The organism is uncultured Salinicola sp., from assembly GCF_937921195.1.
Lineage (GTDB): Bacteria > Pseudomonadota > Gammaproteobacteria > Pseudomonadales > Halomonadaceae > Salinicola.
The window spans coordinates 42,216-61,522 of the sequence record NZ_CALFQK010000052.1; the positions used below are offsets into that span (position 1 = coordinate 42,216).

The following is a 19,307-nucleotide window of genomic DNA, read 5'->3' on the forward strand; positions in this document are numbered from 1 at the left end:
CAGCGCGCTTGCGGCAGAATGTCGTCTTTCGACGGGCCCGGTCAGAGCCTCTGCGGGCCGGCGGCCAGAATCGCCGAATCGACATCGTCGAACTTGGTGAAGTTGTCCGTGAACTTGGCGATCAGCGCATTCATCTGCTCTCGATAGGCCTCCCGATCCTCCCAGGCATCGCGCGGATCGAGCAGTCTGGCATCGACGCCCTCCACCGCCACCGGCACATCCAGGTTCAGCCCTTCGATATGGCGCGTCTCGACGTCCTTCAGGTCTCCCTCCTGAATGGCGCGGATGATCGCCCGGGTGGTCGGGATGCTGAAGCGGCTGCCGCCCTGACCGTAAGCGCCGCCGCTCCACCCCGTGTTGACCAGATAGACCCGGGATTCGAACGCTTCGATACGCTTGATCAGCAGTTCGGCGTATTCGTGGGCCGGGCGCGGGAAGAACGGCGCCCCGAAGCAGGTCGAGAAAGTCGCTTCCAGACCGCTGGTGGAGCCCATCTCGGTGGACCCGACCTTGGCCGTGTAGCCGGAGAGGAAGTGATAGGCAGCCGCTTCCTTGGAGAGCAGCGAGACCGGTGGCAGTACCCCGCTCATGTCGCAGGTCAGGAAGATGATCGCGCTGGGTTCGCCAGCGCGATTCTCCTCCACCCGCTTGGCGACGAACTCGAGCGGATACCCCGCCCGGCCGTTCTGGGTCAGACTGTCATCGGTATAATCGGGAACGCGGTCCTCGGTGAGAACCACGTTTTCCAGCACGGTGCCGAAGCGGATGGCATCCCAGATGATCGGCTCGTTCTTGCGTGACAGATCGATGGTCTTGGCGTAGCACCCCCCTTCGAAGTTGAAGACGGTGCCCTCTCCCCAGCCGTGCTCGTCATCGCCGATGAGATAGCGCTCGGGGTCCGCCGACAGCGTGGTCTTGCCGGTGCCGGAGAGGCCGAAGAACAGCGTGGTCTCGCCGTCCTCGCCGACGTTGGCGCTGCAGTGCATCGGCAACACGTCCTTCTCCGGCAGCAGAAAGTTCTGAACCGAGAACATCGCCTTCTTCATTTCACCCGCGTAGCGCATGCCGGCCAGCAGCACCCGGCGGCGGGCGAAATTGATCATCACCGTGCTTTCGGAGCGAGTGCCATCGCGCTGCGGCTCGCAGACGAAATCAGGTGCGCTCAGCACCGTCCACTCGCTCTTGTCCTTGGGGTTCCAGTTTTCGGGACGCACGAACAGATTGCGTGCGTAAAGGTTGTGCCACGCCCTCTGCGTGACGACGCGAATCGGCAGGTAGTATTCCGGATCGGCACCGACGTGGAGTTCCGAAACGAAGGTCTCTCCCCCCGCCAGATAGTCCTCCACCCGCTCCCACAGCGCATCGAACACGTCCGGCCCGATCGGACGGTTGACCTGGCCCCAGTCGATCAGATCCGAGGTCGAGGGCTCCTCGACGATGAAACGGTCCAGCGTGGACCGGCCGGTGCGCTCGCCAGTTTCCACCACCAGTGCGCCATTGTCGGCCAGCACGCCTTCGCCCCTCGCCAGGGCATATTCGACCAGCTCGGCCGCGGTCAAATGGGTATGCGCTTTCGCGCCGGCAGCCTGGGAGATGGCTTGAGAGGTGGTCATTATCCAATCCTGGGCTCGAAGGCCTCTGCTTTCGTATCGTTTCACAGCGTCGAAAACCCGCCATCCCGACGACACCGCTCTCGATGGGACCGGCGATCTCGACACCATGGCAGGCGAAAAAGGATCGCCATTATGGCAAAAAGCGCCCAGCGCGCAAACGCTGGACGCCCGATGTCAATTCGGCTTTGATCAAAGCCCTGTTCATGCCCCGGCGAGCCGCTCCGCTCGGCGAGTGGCGGCCTCTCTAGTGAAGCGTCGGCGAGGGCGCCTCGGGAGAGTCGATGATCGCCTCGATGTCGGCCGCACTAAAATGGTACTGCGTATGACAAAAATGGCACTGTGTATCGACCGCTTTCTGCTCGTTCAGAATGCTTCGCAATTCGTCGGCGCCGAAGGTGTGCAGCGCGTTGGCAATGCGCTCCCGCGAGCAGGTGCAGCCGAACGCCAGCGCCTTGGGGTCGAAGACGCGCGTGGTCTCTTCGTGGAAGAGGCGATACAGCACGTCCTGCGCCGGTAGCGTCAGCATCTCGTCGGCGGTGATCGTCGCCGCCAGGTGCACCACCCGGTCCCAGGCATCGGGGTCCTTGCTGGACGCATCATCCGGCAGTTGCTGGAGCAGCAGCCCGGCACTGCGTTGGCCGTCGGCGCTCAGCCACAGCCGTGTCGCCAGCTGTTCCGACTGGGCGAAATAGGCCTCCAGGCAGCCGGCGAGCTGATCGTGCTCCAGCGCCACGATCCCCTGATAGCGGTTGCCTTCGGCGGGATCCAGGGTGATCACGATCTGCCCGTCGCCCACCAGCTGCCGCAGCGAGGCATCGTCGGCGAAGATCTGATTTTCGTCGTACCGCGCGATGGCTCGCAGCTGACCGCCAGGGTTGGATTCGGCCATCAGCACATCGACCCCCTGCCTGCCGCGCACCTCGAGACTGACGGTGCCATCGAGCTTGACGGTCTCGGTCAGCAGGGCGACAGCGCTCAACAGCTCGCCCAGTTGATGGCGAATCGGCGCGGGATAGTCCTGGCGCGCGAGTACCTCGCCGTAGGCGGCTTCCAGCTGCACGATCTCGCCGCGTACGTTGGTGTCGTCGAACAGGAAGCGTTGGATTTCATCGTTCATGGATCGGATCTCGTCGGGCACCGGGAGGATCGCAGGATCGCCCGGTGGGGGCAGGTAGTGGGCGACGTCACGAGCGTGGGGCATCAGTCATCGGTGTGCTGGCGCTGGAACCGATGGATATCGCGACGCTGGCGCTTGTCGGGTCGTTTGATCGGCGGTTGCATCACCTGGTTGGCCAGCTTGCGCTGATGCGCTTCCCGCTCCCGTCGGTCGAGGCTTTCGGGCGTCTCGGCGTAGAGTGCCCGGGCCTCCGGGGCGCCGCGGCGTTGATCCGAGAGCGCGAGGACCTCGACGGTCACGTTGTCCCAGCCTTGCGGCAGCTCGATCAGCGCGCCGACCTCGACGTTGCGGCTGGTCTTGACGCGGCTGCCGTTGTAGCGGACCTTGCCGCCCTCGATCGCTTTCTTGGCCAGTTGACGCGTCTTGAAGAACCGCGCCGCCCACAGCCACTTGTCGATACGTACGGTTTCACTCATGGGTCAATTACCTCGACCGGTCTAGATAGCTCTGTCTGAAAAATCGGCGAGCGATGGCCAGACAAGGCAAAAATTGACGAAACAGCGGAGTTTACGAGGTGTAAATGAGCATTTTGAGTCGATTTTTAACGCCGTATGGGCGAGCGCAGGCATTTTTCAGACAGAGCGTAGATGGGGGTGGGCAGTGCCCGCTTCAACCCGGCCGCACCGGCAAAAGCGATGCAAACTGCTCGACGACGGTGAACGACGGATGGGCGCTCCCGACCTTGCGGCTATCCGGTTGATGGATGCCCAGCAGGTGGCGAATGCCGTATCGCCGGGCACTTTCGAGCACCTCGGCGTTGTCGTCGATGAACAGGCTGCGTGCCGGGTCGAAGGGGTGCAGCGCCTGCATGGCCGACCAGAACGCCAGCTGCTCCTTGGGAGCACCGACATCCGCCGACGACACAATGCGATCGACATAGCGATCCAGCCCGGTCAACGGCAATTTGAGACCGAGGCTCTCGCGATCGGCATTGGTCGCCAGCACCACATCCACCGGTGACGCCTTCAGCCACTCCATGAAGGCCAGTGCATCGGCCCGCCATCCGATCAGGTGTGCCACCTCGCGCTTGAGCGCGACGATATCCAGCGACAGTTCGCGACTCCAGTAGGCCAGGCTGTACCAGTCCAGCGTTCCTCTGGCGTCGCGGATACGCGACTCCAGCGCCGTGCGATGAGAGTCGTCGAGCCGGTGCAGCTCGACATAGCGACGCGGCAGGTGCTCGAGCCAGAAATGGCTGTCGAAGTGGAGGTCGAGCAGCGTACCGTCCATGTCCAGAAAAACGGTATCGATGGCGCTCCAGTCGATCATTGGAAGAATCCCGGCCGTCAGTGAAAGAGATCCTCGCGCGGGGCTCCCCCTTTCATGGCCAAGAGGCATCAGGGTCATTTCCCACGGAGACAAGCGTCGATTATTGTACCCAGTGCAACCCGCCCGATGCACGGAGGCCCCATGGCGCCGACAGATTCCCCCCCGCCCGTCTTGACCCGGCCGACGCTTCTCGCGCGGCGCAACGTCGCCCAGAGCGAACTGTTTGCCATCGAATCGCTCGATCTGCGCTTCGCCAACGGCGCGGAACGCACTTTCGAACGCTTGAAGGGCAAGGGCCGCGGCGCGGTGATGCTGGTGGCCATGCCCGACCCCGATCACGTCTTGCTGATCCGGGAATACGCGGCGGGCTTCGATGAATATACGCTGACCCTGCCCAAGGGGCTGGTCGACCCGGGCGAGGACATCATCACGGCGGCCAATCGAGAGCTCATGGAAGAGTGCGGCTACGGTGCCAACCGCATCGAGCCTCTGGTGGAGTTGTCGCTGGCGCCCAACTACATGAATCACCGTATCCAGGTGATGCTGGCCAGCGATCTCTACGAGAGGCGCCTGGAAGGCGATGAGCCCGAGCCACTGATCGTGGAAACCTATGCCATCGACGACATCGCCGGCCTGCTGGCGCGGGACGATTTCCATGAGGGCCGCGCCATCGCCGCCCTGTTCATCGCTCGCGAAAAACTGCGCAGCGAGCGGGAGTCCGAAAGCTGGTGGTGAGGCGTGGCCGACACCGGTAGCCACCAGAGAACGAGAAGTGGCAGAGGTGGCAGTGGCAGAAGTGGCAGAGACAGAGGAAGACCGCCCCACTAGGGGGCGGTCGTCGAACAGTAAGCTAGTTTTGCAGAACTCGAGCGCGAGGCAAGATCCCGATCAGTCGGGATCGACGTCCTGCGCGGAGTCGACACCGTGGTTGCCTTCCATGTCGTCGGCCATCGGCCCCTGCGCTGCCGATGTATCCTGAGCCGTCCCACCCTCGACTTTCATGCTGCCCGGCTGGGTGTTGGCGGAACCGGTCTGGCCGTTGTCCTCGTCGGGCAGATTGTTCTCGGTCGGCAACTTCCCGCCGGCGCTGTCCGCGGCGGTCGGACCCTCGGCCTTCGTCGGCGATGCCCCGCCGGACTGGGTGTTGGCGGAGCCGGACTCGGGGCTCACGCTGGGCGCATCGCCCTGGGCGAACGCACTGGCGGTGGGAAGCGCGATGAGCGCGGCGAAGATGGCTGCGTTCAATTTTTTCATGTGAATCCTCCTTAATTCATCTTTACGCGTGACGCTGATCCAACGAAATCGACCTTTTCGTTTGCGTCACGAACGGCTGCTTCAACAAACTATACAAAACCTAGACAAAAAATCGCCGCCTAGCAAATACCGGCGTCGCATTCCGCGCCGTCGTCATAACACTCGATGAATCTCCTTGCGGCGGGAGACAGCTCTCTGTCCCGGCGCCAGAGCAACTCGAAAGCGGGATTTCGCGTTCGGAAGCGGTATCGGATCCGGGCGACATGCCCCCGCTTCACCTGCTCCCGGGCAATGCGCTCGGGCAGCAGTGCCAGCACGCCCTCGTCCCGCTCCAGCATGGCCAGGATCGCGTAGGTCGATGAAATCTCGATCGACTGCACCGGCTGCGAAAGTCCCGCGGCAACGAACTCCTGTTCCAGCATCCGCGGCATGCTGACGGGGTAGACGATCCAGGCCTGCCTGGCCAACGTGGTGAAATCGGGCTCCCCGGCCTCGACCAGCGGGTGTCCGGGATTGGCGACCACCCAGAGCGGCTCGGGGAAATGCCCGTGGCAATGGTAGTCCCCGGGGCGCCGGCCGAAATTGGAGCGGCATAGTGCGACGTCGATTCGCCCCTGATCGAGCAAGCGCAACAGCCCCTCGCTGGTGTCCTCGATCACCTGCAGCGACAGCGAGGGCTGCTCGGCACGCACCTTGACGATCGCTTCGACGATCGCGGCGATGGCGCCCATCGTGCCACCGACGGCCAGGTGCCCTCCGTAACCCTGCTGAATGCCGATCATCTCCTCGCGCAGATGCGCCACGTCGGTCTGGATCAGCCTCGCGTAGCGCACCACGCAGCGTCCCAGGTCATTGGCCTCGAGCCCTCTCGCGCTACGCAAGAACAGTGGCGCCCCCAGGGTCGACTCGATCTCGTTGAGCGCCCGTGTCGCGCCCGGTTGGGAGATTGCCACCTGCTCGGCAGCCTTGTGAATCGAGCCGCACTCCTCCAGCGCCATCAACAAACGCAGCTGACGCAGGCGCAGACGCGACATCAGTGTCTCCAACGTCGGGGGCATCGACGACTCCTCTCGCTTATGACGTGACCAGAATCAGACTTTGCACGGAAACTGCCTACGCTCGCCGACTTTTCGTGCAACCCCTAAGACTTTGGACGAATGCGCGGTCGTTATCATTCGATCAGCAACTCTCAGTAGTGCGACACATGGCGACCGGATAGGGTGGAGCCAGCACGGAAATCATAATAACCGACTGATTCAAAAAGAATTAAAGATAAAGTCGCATAGACCAAAGTGGCACGACTCGCCCGAGGAGCCGATTGATGGCACTAATCGAACACACCACAGAGGCTCCCGCCTCGATCATTCGACTGCACGAACGCGATGACGTGGTCATCGCCCGTGTCCCGCTGCCGAAGGGGAGCGAGATCCTGCCGGGCATCGTTCTGACCAGCGCCGTGCCGGCCGCGCACAAGATCGCGATCCGCGCGCTCCGGCAGGGCGACATGGTTCGACGCTACGGACAGATCATCGGCCGCGCCACCCGCGCCATCGAACCCGGCGATCATGTCCACGTCCACAACCTTGGCATCGGCGATCTCGAGGGTGACGGCCACGAACAGGGCGATGCCAAGGGCTACGTCAAGGACTATGCCATCGGCAGCGAGGTCACGCCCGTCGAGCGGATTTCCCCCGCCGCCACTTTCATGGGCATCCAGCGTGCGGATGGCCGGGTCGCGACGCGCAACTACATCGGCATTCTCACCTCGGTCAACTGCTCCGCCACGGTCGCTCACGCCATCGCCGATCACTTCCGCCGGGACGTCCATCCCGAAGCGATGGCAGCCTACCCCAACGTGGATGGCGTCGTGGCACTGACCCACGGCGTGGGATGCGCGGTGGCCGCGGACGGCGAGGCCCTGGAGATGCTCCAGCGCACGCTCGCCGGCTATGCGCGACACGTCAATTTCGCCGCCGTGCTGGTCATCGGCCTGGGCTGCGAGACCAATCAGATCGACACCCTGATCGAATCCCAGGGCCTGAAACCCGGCCCCAAGCTTCATCCGTTCACGATTCAGCAGATCGGCGGCACCACCAAGGCCATCGCCGAGGGGATACGCCATATCGAGCAGCTGCTGGCGGAAGCCAATCAGGTCGAACGGACACCGTGTTCCGTCGAGCACCTTCGGGTCGCGCTGCAGTGTGGCGGCTCCGACGGCTATTCCGGGATCACCGCCAATCCGGCGCTGGGCGCCGCCGTCGACCGGCTCGTTGCCCACGGCGGCAGTGCCGTGCTCGCTGAGACCCCGGAAGTCTACGGCGCCGAGCACCTGCTGACACGCCGGGCGGTGAGCCCGGCGGTCGCCAACAAGCTGATCGAGCGCATCCACTGGTGGGAAGCGTTCTGCCGGGTTCGCGGCGCGTCCCTCGACAACAACCCCTCCGCCGGCAACAAGGCGGGCGGCCTGACCACGATCCTCGAGAAATCGCTGGGCGCTGTTGCCAAAGCCGGCACCACGCCGCTGGTCGAAGTGCTCGAGTACGCCGAACCGATGCGCGAGCGCGGTCTGGCATTCATGGACTCTCCCGGCTTCGACCCGGTCTCGGTCACCGGCCAGGTCGCCAGCGGCTGCAATCTGATCGCCTTCACCACCGGTCGCGGCAGCGCCTTCGGCTGCGCGCCGGTGCCGTCCCTGAAGCTATCCACCAACAGCGCGCTCTGGCGCCACCAGTCGGACGACATGGACATCAACTGTGGCGCACTGATCGACGGCGACATCGACATGGAGCAGCTGGGCGAGCAGATATTCCAGCGCTTGCTGACCCTGGCCTCCGGCGAGCGCAGCCGCAGCGAGCGTCACGGCTACGGCCAGCAGGAGTTCGTGCCCTGGCAGATCGGCGTCATCACCTGAACTCACGGGTTCTCCGAACACGCATGTCGCTTCACCCCGCAAGCCACCTTCCACGGCGCCGTCGCCGACGGCGCCCCTCTCGCTCTGGCATGGAGAAGATCACATGTCGATTCCCGTATCACGCGTCCCCATCTACGACACGCTCAACCGCATCCCCGGCGGCCTGATGATCATTCCGCTGATTCTCGGGTCGATCGTCGGCACGCTCGCGCCCGCCGCGCTGGAGATCGGCAGTTTCACCACCGCGCTGTTCAAGGACGGCGCCATGGCGTTCATGGCCAGAGGCTGACTCCGTTGATTACATCGCCGCGACGATGTCTATTTCGCTTCATGGCTAGGCGCGAAGCGCGTGGTGTAGAGATTTACACGAGGGCTTTGCAACGACGCCAGGGAGTGAAATAGACGCGTCCCTCCGGGTTGCCGTCAAAATCCGCTCTCAACTGCGTTGCTCGGCGCTCTTTTGGCCCACCAAACTTCTCGCCTCGCGCCTTGTGAGAGCGGATTTTGCCTGGCAACGCGACTGATGGGATCAGCGGAGTCAGCCTCCTTGATCTTCGCCACCGGCATGCAGATCACGCCGCGCAACGCCGGCCCCATCGTCGGCACCGCCAGCGTCATACTCCTGGCCAAGAGCCTGATTCCCGGTGTGCTGATCGCGATCCTGGGCCTGACCACCGGCATGCAGGGCCTGTTCGGGATCTCGATCCTGGCCATGCTGGCCGCGATGGACAACAGCAACGGCGGTATCTGGCTCGCCTTCACCGGCCGCTACGGCGACCAGCGCGACCGCGGCGCCTATATTGCCAGCGCCATCAACGACGGCCCCTTCTTCACCCTGATCCTGATCGGCGCATCGGGCCTGGCCGACATACCGCTGGAGGTGTTCATGGCGGCGATCATCCCGCTGCTGCTGGGGATTCTGGTCGGCAATCTCGATCCCAAGTGGACCGAGGTCATGCGTCCGGTGCCGGAGATGGTGATCCCCTTTTTCTCGTTCGGCCTCGGCACCGGCATCAATCTGACCGACGTGCTGCACGGCGGACTGACCGGGCTGGCGCTGGGCCTGCTCGTCGCCCCGCTCACCGGTGGACTGGTCTACCTCGGCTATCGATATCTGTTGAAACGCGGCAGACGCAGCGGTATCGGCTTCGCCGCCGGCACCACCGCCGGCAACTCCATCGCCACACCGGCAATCGCCGCTGCGGCCGACCCGTCGCTGCAATCCTATGTCGGTGTCGCCACGACCCAGGTCGCGGCCTGCGTGCTGGTCTCGGCGCTGATGGCGCCGGCCATCGCCTCGTGGCTGCTCAAACGCAATGGCGAATTGCGATCGCCGGAGGAGATACCGGCCGAGGACGGCGCCCATGACGACGCTTCGGCCCGCCTGGGGGCCGCTCCCCTCCCGAAATGAGTCGTGGGGAGGGTTCGATCCCCGGTATCACGCCGCCTCGAGCCAGCGAATTCGCTGGCTCGATGTCATCGCGGGAGGTCGAGACGTCAGGGAGAGGTCACGACAGCGTGACCACCTGCCCCGACTCGGCGCTTCGAATTCCCGCTTCCAGCACGCGCATGACCTCCAGCGCGGCTTCGGCCGTCACCGGCAGCGGCGCGCCGCCCTGAATGGCGTCTCGGACGCCGGCGTAGTAGGCGAGGTAGTCGCCGGGCAGGGTCGGTACTTCGTGCAGCTCCGGCTGAATGCCTTCGCGTACCTGGCCGACCGTCAGCATGCCGTGGCGCCAATCCTCTCCCCAATGCGGCGACGGCAGCCGGTCACCGCGCTTGAGCATCTCCTCCTGCGGGTCGAGGCCATGCTTGACATAGCTGGCTCGGGTGCCGTGAACGGTGAAGCGCGCGCCGGGGGCGGAAACCAGGGTGCCGCCGTGGAGGATCACGCGGCACTCCCGATAGCGCAGCACGGCGTGGAAATAGTCGTCGACCCTGGCCCCCTCCCGTTGGCAGGCCAGATCGAGCGAGATGGCATCCGGCGTGCCGAACAGTACCAGACTCTGATCGAGCAGATGCGACCCGAGGTCGAACCAGGCACCGGCGCCGGGGGCGGGATCCTCACGCCAGCGCTGGGCGACCTCCGGCCGAAAGCGATCGAAATGGGATTCGAAATGGACGATCCTGCCCAGCGACTGACTGTCGATGAGATTGCGCACCGTCAGGAAATCCGAATCCCAGCGCCGGTTGTGGAACACCGACAGCAGGCGTCCGGCCTTGCTGGCCTGATCGCACAGCTTGCGGGCTTCGTCCGCCGTCACCGTGAAGGGTTTGTCGACCACGACATGCTTGCCTGCCGCCAGCGCCTCGCTGACCAGCGAATAATGCGTCGCGTTGGGCGTGGGGATCACGACCAGATCGATATCGTCGCGCTCGAACAGCGCCGCCGGCGTTGGCTCCACCGGCACGCTCGGCCAGTCGGCGTTCACCTTGCCGGCATCCCGGCTTGCCACCGCCACCAGAGACAGGCCTTCCTGCGCGGTGATCAGCGGCGCGTGGAACCGTTTGCTGGCCATGCCGTAGCCGACCAGCCCCACACGGATGGATCCCTTCATGCTGCTTCCCTTAGAGATGAATTCGCAATCGCTTCGCGGGGCGACCCGGCGAGGCGCACTCGCTTGCTAGGGTATCGCATCTCGAACGCCAAGAATCCATGGCGAGCCAGAGTCGATACTATTGGCCCTCGACGACGCTGAGCGATACGGTTAACCGTGACGCGCGTTCCGGTACGGTCCCATGACAACGCTGAACAAGATTCCCGGCTTCTGTACGCTATGCCGCTCGAGATGCGGCACGCTCAATCATCTCGATGGTGACCGGCTGATCAAGGTCGAGGCGTTGCCCGGCCACCCGACCGGGCGCGCCACTTGCGCCAAGGGGCGAGCGGCGCCGGAGCTCATCGACGATCCGGCGCGAATTCTCCATCCGCTGCGGCGAACGCACCCCAAGGGCGCGGAAGACCCGGGTTGGGAACGTATCGGCTGGGAAGAGGCGCTGGCCCTCGTGGCCGAAAGACTGGCGTATTACCGGGACACGCACGGGCCGGAAAGCGTCGTCTTCAGCGTCACGACCCCCAGCGGCACGCCGATGAGCGATAGCATCGACTGGGTCGAGCGCTTCATTCGCCTCTACGGCAGCCCCAACACCCTCTACGGCACCGAGATCTGCAACTGGCACAAGGATGTCGCCCACCGTTTCACCTTCGGCTGCGGCATGCCGACCGCCGACTACGCCAACTCGAAACTCAACGTGCTGTGGGGGCACAACCCTTCACACGTCTGGCTCGCCCAGGCCGGGGAGATCGCCGCAGGCGGTGACAACGGCGCCAGGCTCATGGTCGTCGACCCGCGTGAAACACCGCTGGCCAAAAGAGCCGACCTGTGGCTCCCCATACGCCCGGGTACCGATGGCGTGCTGGCGATGGCCATCGCCCGGGAACTGATTCGCCACGAGCGTTACGATCAGTCGTTCATCAGAAACTGGAGCAATGCGCCTCTGCTGGTGGACGAGGCGTCGGGAAAGTTCCTGAAAGTCTCGAACGGCAATTTTCTCGCCTGGCATCTCGAGAGCGGGCAACCCGTGGAGCTCGACACCCGGCTGCCACCGACCAACGACCAGACCCGGGCGCTGGCTCTGGAGGGCCGCTATCGCCTGGTGCGGGAAGGCACCGGGGCGTGTCATGCCCGCCCCGCCTTCGACCATTACCGCCGGGCGTGCGACGAGTGGCCACTGGAACGCGCCGCCGCCGTGACCGGACTCTCCACCGAGACCATCGTTCGTGCCGCCGAGATGATCGCCGAGGCCGGAGCGGCCGTGAGCTATCACGCCTGGACGGGAATCGGCCAGCACGCGAACGCTACCCAGACCGAGCGCGCACTGGCGACGCTCTACGCACTGACCGGCAGTTTCGATCGGCCCGGGGGCAACCGCCAGTGGACCCGGCCGCCGACCAACAGCATCAATGACCTGGAGCTGCTTGCCGAGACGCAGAGACGCAAGGCGCTGGGTCTCGACGCACGGCCGCTAGGGCCCGCGTCGAGCGGCTGGATCAGTGCCGAAGCCCTCTACGAGGCCGTCGAGACCGGCCTGCCCTACCGGCCCAGGATGCTGTTCGGTTTCGGCGGCAACTTCCTGGTCTCGCAACCCGATCCCGCCCGCGGCGAGCGCGCCCTTGCCGCGCTCGAATTCCACGTTCATTGCGATCTCTACCCCTCCCCCACCAACGCCTACGCCGACCTCCTGCTGCCGGTCGGGACGCCGTGGGAACGCGAGGGGCTGCGGGTCGGCTTCGAGATCGATCCCGACGCCGTCGCCCACGTTCAGCTGCGCCCGGCAATGGTGTCGCCGCGCGGCGAGGCGCGCCCGGACCATGCCATCGCCATGGCGCTGGGCTGCCGGCTGGGAATGGGCGAAGCGTTCTTCGACGGCGATATCGAACGCGGCTGGAACCATATCCTGGCGCCCTCGGGCCTCGACGTCGAACGCCTGCGCCAACGACCCGAGGGCTACCGGGTGGCGCTGACCCAGACTCCACGCGGCTACGCCATCCAGGACGCCTCCGGCCGGCCCAGGGGCTTCGAGACCCCGACACGACGGGTGGAACTCTACTCGCAGACGCTGGCCGATGCCGGTTATCCCGGGGTGCCCGCCTATCGACCATCCTCACTTCCCGAGCCACGCCTTCCGCTGACCCTGGTCAGCGTCAAGAACGGCTTCTACTGCCACAGCCAGCAGCGCCAGGTTGCCTCGCTGCGGCGGCGCTCGCCGGAACCGACGCTGACCATCGGTTCCGAGCTGGCGCGTGCCAGAGGATTGAACGCCGGCGACCGCGCGGAGCTGCTGGGCGTTCGAGGCTCGATCGTCCTCGACGTCGTCATCGACGAGACGCTCGCACCGGACCTGGTGATCACCGATTACGGCTGGTGGCAGGCCTGCGACGATCTCGGGCGTCCCGGTTCCCCGCTTCATGGCCCCAGTTCCCGCAACGTCAACGCCATCATCGACACCCGCCGGCGCGACCCGATCAGCGGCGCGTTGCCGCTGCGTTCGGCGCCGTGCGATATCAGGCGCTCCCAAACCGCCCCCGGAAGGTGGCAGGGCTATCGTCGCATGCGGATGAGCGAGCGAATCGTGGAGACGCCGGAGGTCACCTCGTTCTGGCTGGAGCCGGCCGACGGCCTCAGCCTGCCCGACTACCTGCCCGGGCAGCACATCGCAACGCGCCTCACCCGGGACGGACGACATCTCCAGCGCAGTTATTCGCTCTCCGGCCCTGCCGACGCCTCGGGGCATCGGCGTTATCGTATCTCCATCAGGCGCGCGCCAGATGCGATGCAGTCGGTGGGGAGCGTTTCGGCCTACTGGCACGACCGGGTGGCGGTGGGCGACGAGGTCGACATTCAGGCGCCGGCAGGACAGTTCACGCTTCCGCGCCGCCATCGTCTGCCCATCGTGCTGATGGCAGGAGGTATCGGGATCACGCCCTTCCTGTCGCTGCTCGAGACGCTGTCACGCGAGACCTCTCCGCAGATGCCGGACATCACGCTGCTCCACGCCAGTCGTAACCGCCATCTGCACGCCTTTCGGGAACGCCTGGCGGAACTCGCGACGGCGCTCCCGAGGTTGCGCATCGTTACGGCCTATAGCGCGCCAGAGGAGGGAGACCGAGGCCACTCCATGAGCGGCCGAATCGACGGCGAGACCCTGGCGCGACTGCAACTGCCACAGGAGGCGCGTTACTACCTGTGCGCCAGCCCCGCGATGGTGGACGATCTCACCGCGGCCTTGCGAACGCGAGGCGTCGCCCCCCAGGCCATCTTCAGCGAGATCTTCCTCTCCCCGCCCGCGCCGGCGACTCGGGGACTGCAGCCGAGACGGATCCGTCTCGCGCGGACGGGATCCGAATTCGTCTGGCATCCGCAAGAGGGATCGCTGCTCGACAGCGCCGAGCGGCATGGCGTCGCCCTGCCGAGCGGCTGCCGGGTCGGTCAATGCGAGAGTTGCGCCGTCGGCGTGATCGCGGGGGAGGTGGACGCGCCGAGCAACGCCCTCGAAGCGGGCCAGTGCCTCAGTTGCCAGGCCGTCCCGCTCACCGACCTGACACTGGATGCCTGACTTTCATCCCGGCACATGACGAGGCACATGACGACGACCTGCGGGGCCGCCGACACGGGCTCTCGCTGACGGACTCACGCCTGGACCACTCTCGCTGCCGAATGCCGTTGCCACGCCGACGGCAATCGAGCTTCCAGCCATCGGCGGACCGGCGCGACCACGAAGCGCTGCATCAGGAGCGCCAGGACGACGATCATGGCGAGGTGGAAGGCCATGGTCCAGAGCGGGATCGCGAACTTGAGCGCCACGTTGCTGCTGTCCACGACCCAGCTCTCGTGCCATCGCTGCAAGAGCCAGCGGGTCGCCCTCGCGGTCGGTCCGATCAGCGGCGTGTGCAGGGCGAAGATACACAGCGCGGACTCCCCCAGTCGCTGAGCCCAGGCTTTGACCGCCGCGCCTTGCGGAGCCGGGAAGGCACACACGCTGAGCAGCACCAGCGACTGGAATGGCAGCAGCAGGCCATTGTGGGTCAGGTAGTAGAGATGCAGCCCGTCCATGTTCAACAGCAGGACCCCGACGGGGACGCCGCACAGGCCCAGCGCCAGCAGCGGGTAGCGGAACCGCCGTACCAGGTCGCCGACGCGCGGGGACTGCCAGGCGCGATAGAGCACGATGCCGGTCAGGAACTCTGGCAGCCGAAACAGCGGGTTGCGATGGAGCACGCCAACCGTCACGTAATCGAACGACCCCGCCAGCGTGGCGACGAGCGGCCCCAGCGCGTAGAGCCCCCAGATGCCCAGCAGCACCAGGCCCCAGCGCTGGACCCGCATCAGTCGCGGCGCCAACCACGGGAAGCAGGCGTAGAAGAAGAGCAGTGCGGAGATCGACCACGAGGCCCCGTTGAGCCACAGGAAGCGCGGCTCCCAGGCCTGGAGGAGCGTCAGTTGCAGCGCGATATGGCCAATGGCGCTGGGCCACGACAATCGCTCGGCGAAGTCGGCCCTCACCTCGTCGCTCAGGGGATAATAGGGGTGCGTATTGAAGTAGACATGAACCCCTTCGGGGCGAATGGGATACTGGATCAACAGCAATCCGATCGACAGCAGCATCGTCATGACATGAATCGGATAGAGGTTGCACAAGCGTTTGGCGACGAACGCGGGGCCGTGCATCTTCATCTCCCCGGCATGATCCAGCGCCACGTGGGCGAGCAGGAACCCGGACAGCATGAAAAAGGTGCTGGTGGCGAAAAAGCCCATGCCGATGAAGCTTCTCAGCATCCCCGGCATGTCGCTATAGATGCCGCCGAAGTGATAGGCGACCATCCACAACGCCATTAGAAAGCGCAGCCACTCCAGGCCGTAGTATCGCTGTCGTTTGATAGTGGACATCCTGTCACCTCCTTTCTTACCGCCGGACAGTGCCTGACGACGTGATCGACGGACGAGGCGCACCTCACGCCAGTGAGCGCGATACCGAAACGGCGCCGTGGAAGAACGGCTAACGCGATGCGAAGCGATTGCGCGGGGTCGTTATGACGTTATTATCGAAGGGCGGGGGCGCGCCGCGACGGTAGGCACGGATCGTGTCATGATCGTCGTCAAATTGTAACAACATCGCAACAAAAACCGCTCGGCGGCCCCGGGAATCACTCGTTTTTACACAAACGCCCTGGCGCTGTCGCCACCAGCAGACACTCGGCCACCGCGCTGACGGGTCATCGGGACGCGCCCTCGGATTCCCTCGACCCTCAAGCGCCCCGCGCGGGTTGTCTTTGCGCACCCCCACACTCATCTCGACCAGGAGTTACCATGAACCAGCAATCCCCCGTCGCTTTCATTACCGGTGCCACCTCGGGATTCGGACGTGCCTGTGCCCACCGCTTTGCCCAAGCCGGCTGGTCACTGGTCCTCAGCGGCCGTCGCCAGGAGCGGCTGGAGGCGGTCAAAAGCGAGTTGGAGAGCCAGGTCCCGGTGCACGTCGCTACACTGGACGTGCGCGACCGGGAGGCGGTCGCCCGGGTGGTGGAGGAGCTGCCCTCGGATTTCAAGGCGGTGAAGGTGCTGGTCAACAACGCCGGACTGGCCCTGGGTGCCGGCCCGGCCCAGGAGGCCAACCTGGACGACTGGCAGACGGTGATCGATACCAACATCACCGGCCTGGTCAACGTGACGCGAACGCTGTTGCCGACGTTGATCGATGTCGGGCGCGGCGCGACCATCGTCAACATCAGCTCCACCGCGGCGCTATGGCCCTACCCCGGCAGCCATGTCTACGGCGCGTCCAAGGCGTTCGTCAATCAGTTCTCCTACAACCTGCGCTGCGATCTCAAGGGCACCGGGGTTCGCGTCACCGATATCGCCCCCGGCATGTCGGAAACCGAATTCACGCTGGTCCGGATGAAGGGCGACCAGAGCGCTCACGACAAGCTCTACGGCGGCGTGGAGCCTATCCAGCCGGAAGATGTCGCCGAACAGGTCTTTCTCGCCGCGACGCTGCCGCCGCACCTCAACATCAACCGTCTCGAGCTGATGCCGGTCTGCCAATCCTGGGGCGGCCTGTCGGTGGAACGGGACTGAGACACACCGGCGAGATTCCCGGCACTGCCGGGAATCGCTTTCGTGAGGCGCCAGCGGTTCGGGACACCGGCCGCTGCCCCACCCTTTCCACGACGGATCGACATGACTGAATCCTCCATGGCAGAGCCATCCGCTCGCCGGCGTCAACCGTTATGGCTCGCAACGGCGCCGGGCCTTTTCCTGCTGTTGTGGTCACTGGGATTCCCGGTCGCCAAGATCGGCACGCAGCACGTCGATCCGCTGCTGTTTCTGGGGCTTCGCTTCGCGCTGGTGCTGCTGATCATGCTGCCGGTCTGGCTATGGCTGCGCCCACCGATGCCGGCCAGGCTCGGCGCCTGGGGCCATCAGGCGGTGGTCGGCTTCCTGATCCAGACCGTCTACTTCGGCTGCTGCTACAGCGCCTTCGCCCTCGGCAGTTCCGCCGGCGTGGTGGCGCTGATCGTGTCACTGCAGCCGATACTGGTCGCCCTGGCGGCCCCGGCCATGGTGGGAGAAACCATCGGCAGGCGGCGCTGGATCGGCTTCCTGCTGGGCTTCGTGGGCGCCGTGGTGGTCATCGTCGGTCGCTCGACCGTGGAGAGTACGACGGTCGGCGGGTTGCTGCTGGCGCTGGCCGCCCTGCTGGGAATGAGCGGTGCGACACTCTACGAGAAGCGCTTTGGCGAGCCACTCCATCCGATCAGCGCCAATCTCATCCAATACCTGACCGGCTTGATCACGACGCTGCCGCTGATCGCGCTCTTCGGCCACTTCACGTTCGAGCTGGATGGTGCGCTGGTCGGATCGCTGGCCTATCTGGTCATCGGCAACTCGTTGATCGCCATCTCGCTGCTGCTGGCGATGATCCGCCGCGGCGAGGCCTCCCGGGTATCCGCCCTGTTCTACCTGGTGCCGCCCTGCGCCGCGCTGTTCTCCTGGTGGCTCATCGACGAAGCCATGCCCCCCGTTGCCTGGCTGGGCATGGCCATCGCCGCCGTCGGGGTGGCCCTGGTCAGTGGCCGGCGAAGACGCCGCTGAAGAGACTCGACGTTGACGACACCAGGCTCGCGACGCACCATGAGCCATGATTCGGAAATTGCTTCACGACTAGGCCAATCCCACCATGTCCACCGCCGATGAGCGCCAGACGCTCCACCTGCCCCCAGGGCATACCAAGCTGCTGCTTCACTCCTGCTGCGCCCCCTGCTCGGGGGAGGTCATGGAAGCGCTTCACGCCTCCGGCATCGACTACGCGATCTTCTTCTACAACCCGAACATCCACCCCAAGAAGGAGTACCTGCTGCGCAAGGAGGAGAACATCCGCTTCGCCGAGCAGCACGGCATCGAATTCATCGATGCCGACTACGATACCGACAACTGGTTCGCCCGAGCCAAAGGGATGGAGTACGAACCGGAGCGCGGCATTCGTTGCACCATGTGCTTCGACATGCGCTTCGAGCGCACGGCGCTCTACGCCAAGGAGAACGGCTACACGCTGATCTCCAGCTCGCTGGGCATCTCGCGCTGGAAGGACATGAACCAGATCAACGACTGCGGCCATCGCGCCGCCGCGCCCTACGAGGGAATCGAGTACTGGGATTACAACTGGCGCAAGAAAGGCGGATCGAAGCGCATGATCGAGATCAGCAAGCGCGAGCGTTTCTACCAGCAGGAGTATTGCGGCTGCGTCTATTCGCTACGCGACTCCAATCTCCACCGCAAGGCGCAGGGCCGCGACCTGATCCGGCTCGGCGTCCAGTACTATGGCGATGACGAGTGACGCTCGCGCCTCGCCACTAGCTTTTCGCTATCAACAGCGCGCCGGCGCCGATCATCAGCGAACCGGCGCCCCGGTTCAGTCTGCGCTGCGCCCGGGTCGACCGCAGGGCTCTCCGCGCTCTTGCGGCACCGACGGCGACCAGACAGAGCCCCGCCATCAGACCCGCGACCGTCAGCATGACCAACAGCGCCAGGGCGGAACCGCCGAGCCGCTCCAGATCGACGAACGTGGGCAGGAAAGCGATATAGAACAGGATCACCTTGGGGTTCGAGGCGGAGATCAGAAATCCCTGCGCCACACCGGCCAGATTGCCGCCAGGCTTGCCGGGCGAGGCCACCTCCGCGTTCTGCACCGGGGCTCTCCATAGTTTCCAGCCGAGATAGAACAGATACAGCGCCCCCAGCACGCGAATCACGCCGAAGACTTCGCCCCAGTGCTCCGCGATGGTGGCCAGGCCGAAGGTCGCGAGCAGCAGGTAGAGCACGTCGCTGAGTGTCATGCCCACCGCCATCGGCAGACATCGACGAAACCCCGCGTTCATGCCCGTGGCGATCAGGGCGAACACTCCCGGGCCCGGCGTGATGGCAAACAGGAAGATGGCCAGCAGATAGGTGACGGCGCTTTCGAGAGCCATGGCGATCGCGTTCCTTTATCGACGAGCGTCGATTATCCGATTCCGGCCAGCGGC

General features: G+C 64.9%; 17 protein-coding genes. 8 read left to right on the forward strand and 9 right to left on the reverse strand.

The window, feature by feature from the left end; all coding sequences use genetic code 11:
* Window positions 1–41: 41 nt before the first annotated feature.
* The 4 genes from Q0602_RS04495 to Q0602_RS04510 form a co-directional block, all read right to left on the reverse strand.
* The gene (locus Q0602_RS04495) at window positions 42–1,613 is read right to left on the reverse strand and encodes a phosphoenolpyruvate carboxykinase (RefSeq protein WP_298839540.1); all 1,572 of its coding nucleotides are present in this window, start codon (window positions 1,611–1,613) and stop codon (window positions 42–44) included.
* Window positions 1,614–1,857: 244 nt separating this feature from the next.
* The gene (gene hslO / locus Q0602_RS04500; RefSeq protein WP_298839543.1) at window positions 1,858–2,730 is read right to left on the reverse strand and encodes an Hsp33 family molecular chaperone HslO; all 873 of its coding nucleotides are present in this window, start codon (window positions 2,728–2,730) and stop codon (window positions 1,858–1,860) included.
* Between the two features lie 83 nt (window positions 2,731–2,813).
* Window positions 2,814–3,206: a S4 domain-containing protein gene (locus tag Q0602_RS04505; protein ID WP_298839548.1), complete on the reverse strand. Its 393-nt coding sequence runs from the start codon at window positions 3,204–3,206 to the stop codon at window positions 2,814–2,816.
* A 193-nt stretch (window positions 3,207–3,399) separates the two neighbouring features.
* Window positions 3,400–4,059, reverse strand: a complete 660-nt coding sequence (locus Q0602_RS04510; RefSeq protein WP_298839550.1) for an HAD-IA family hydrolase — start codon at window positions 4,057–4,059, stop codon at window positions 3,400–3,402.
* Window positions 4,060–4,200: 141 nt separating this feature from the next.
* Between Q0602_RS04510 and nudE the strand changes: the two genes are divergently transcribed.
* Window positions 4,201–4,794 carry an ADP compounds hydrolase NudE gene (nudE, locus tag Q0602_RS04515; protein ID WP_298839553.1) on the forward strand — a complete coding sequence of 198 codons (594 nt, stop codon included), beginning with the start codon at window positions 4,201–4,203 and terminating at the stop codon, window positions 4,792–4,794.
* Window positions 4,795–4,947: 153 nt separating this feature from the next.
* On the opposite strand, the gene Q0602_RS04520 is transcribed toward nudE, so the two are convergent.
* Together Q0602_RS04520 and Q0602_RS04525 are read right to left on the reverse strand one after the other, a co-directional pair.
* Complete coding sequence (locus tag Q0602_RS04520) at window positions 4,948–5,313, reverse strand: hypothetical protein (protein ID WP_298839556.1); 366 nt, start codon at window positions 5,311–5,313, stop codon at window positions 4,948–4,950.
* 119 nt (window positions 5,314–5,432) lie between these two features.
* A complete protein-coding gene (locus Q0602_RS04525; protein ID WP_298839559.1) occupies window positions 5,433–6,371 on the reverse strand; it encodes a LysR family transcriptional regulator in 939 nt (312 codons plus the stop codon).
* A gap of 263 nt (window positions 6,372–6,634) precedes the next feature.
* On the opposite strand from Q0602_RS04525, the gene Q0602_RS04530 reads away from it, so the two are divergent.
* From Q0602_RS04530 to Q0602_RS04540, 3 genes are all read left to right on the forward strand, one after another.
* Window positions 6,635–8,224 carry a UxaA family hydrolase gene (locus tag Q0602_RS04530; RefSeq protein WP_298839562.1) on the forward strand — a complete coding sequence of 530 codons (1,590 nt, stop codon included), beginning with the start codon at window positions 6,635–6,637 and terminating at the stop codon, window positions 8,222–8,224.
* Window positions 8,225–8,327: 103 nt separating this feature from the next.
* Window positions 8,328–8,513: a 2-keto-3-deoxygluconate permease gene (locus tag Q0602_RS04535; protein ID WP_298839565.1), complete on the forward strand. Its 186-nt coding sequence runs from the start codon at window positions 8,328–8,330 to the stop codon at window positions 8,511–8,513.
* A 258-nt stretch (window positions 8,514–8,771) separates the two neighbouring features.
* Window positions 8,772–9,635: a 2-keto-3-deoxygluconate permease gene (locus Q0602_RS04540; protein WP_295036848.1), complete on the forward strand. Its 864-nt coding sequence runs from the start codon at window positions 8,772–8,774 to the stop codon at window positions 9,633–9,635.
* 97 nt (window positions 9,636–9,732) lie between these two features.
* On the opposite strand, the gene Q0602_RS04545 is transcribed toward Q0602_RS04540, so the two are convergent.
* The gene (locus Q0602_RS04545; protein ID WP_298839569.1) at window positions 9,733–10,782 is read right to left on the reverse strand and encodes an oxidoreductase; all 1,050 of its coding nucleotides are present in this window, start codon (window positions 10,780–10,782) and stop codon (window positions 9,733–9,735) included.
* Window positions 10,783–10,963: 181 nt separating this feature from the next.
* On the opposite strand from Q0602_RS04545, the gene Q0602_RS04550 reads away from it, so the two are divergent.
* Window positions 10,964–14,341 (forward strand): molybdopterin-dependent oxidoreductase, encoded by a 3,378-nt coding sequence (locus tag Q0602_RS04550; RefSeq protein ID WP_298839573.1) that lies wholly within the window; start codon window positions 10,964–10,966, stop codon window positions 14,339–14,341.
* 74 nt (window positions 14,342–14,415) lie between these two features.
* Here the strand turns inward: Q0602_RS04550 and Q0602_RS04555 are convergent, their stop codons facing one another.
* A complete protein-coding gene (locus tag Q0602_RS04555; protein WP_298839576.1) occupies window positions 14,416–15,672 on the reverse strand; it encodes an acyltransferase in 1,257 nt (418 codons plus the stop codon).
* Between the two features lie 420 nt (window positions 15,673–16,092).
* Between Q0602_RS04555 and Q0602_RS04560 the strand changes: the two genes are divergently transcribed.
* The 3 genes from Q0602_RS04560 to Q0602_RS04570 all read left to right on the forward strand — a co-directional run bounded on the left by Q0602_RS04560 (window position 16,093) and on the right by Q0602_RS04570 (window position 18,619).
* The gene (locus Q0602_RS04560; protein WP_298839579.1) at window positions 16,093–16,860 is read left to right on the forward strand and encodes an SDR family NAD(P)-dependent oxidoreductase; all 768 of its coding nucleotides are present in this window, start codon (window positions 16,093–16,095) and stop codon (window positions 16,858–16,860) included.
* Window positions 16,861–16,962: 102 nt separating this feature from the next.
* A complete protein-coding gene (locus Q0602_RS04565) occupies window positions 16,963–17,877 on the forward strand; it encodes a DMT family transporter (protein ID WP_298839582.1) in 915 nt (304 codons plus the stop codon).
* Window positions 17,878–17,962: 85 nt separating this feature from the next.
* Window positions 17,963–18,619: an epoxyqueuosine reductase QueH gene (locus Q0602_RS04570; protein WP_298839587.1), complete on the forward strand. Its 657-nt coding sequence runs from the start codon at window positions 17,963–17,965 to the stop codon at window positions 18,617–18,619.
* Between the two features lie 16 nt (window positions 18,620–18,635).
* Here Q0602_RS04570 and Q0602_RS04575 read toward each other — a convergent pair whose 3' ends face one another.
* Window positions 18,636–19,253, reverse strand: a complete 618-nt coding sequence (locus tag Q0602_RS04575; RefSeq protein ID WP_295036860.1) for a LysE family translocator — start codon at window positions 19,251–19,253, stop codon at window positions 18,636–18,638.
* Between the last annotated feature and the right edge of the window lie 54 nt (window positions 19,254–19,307).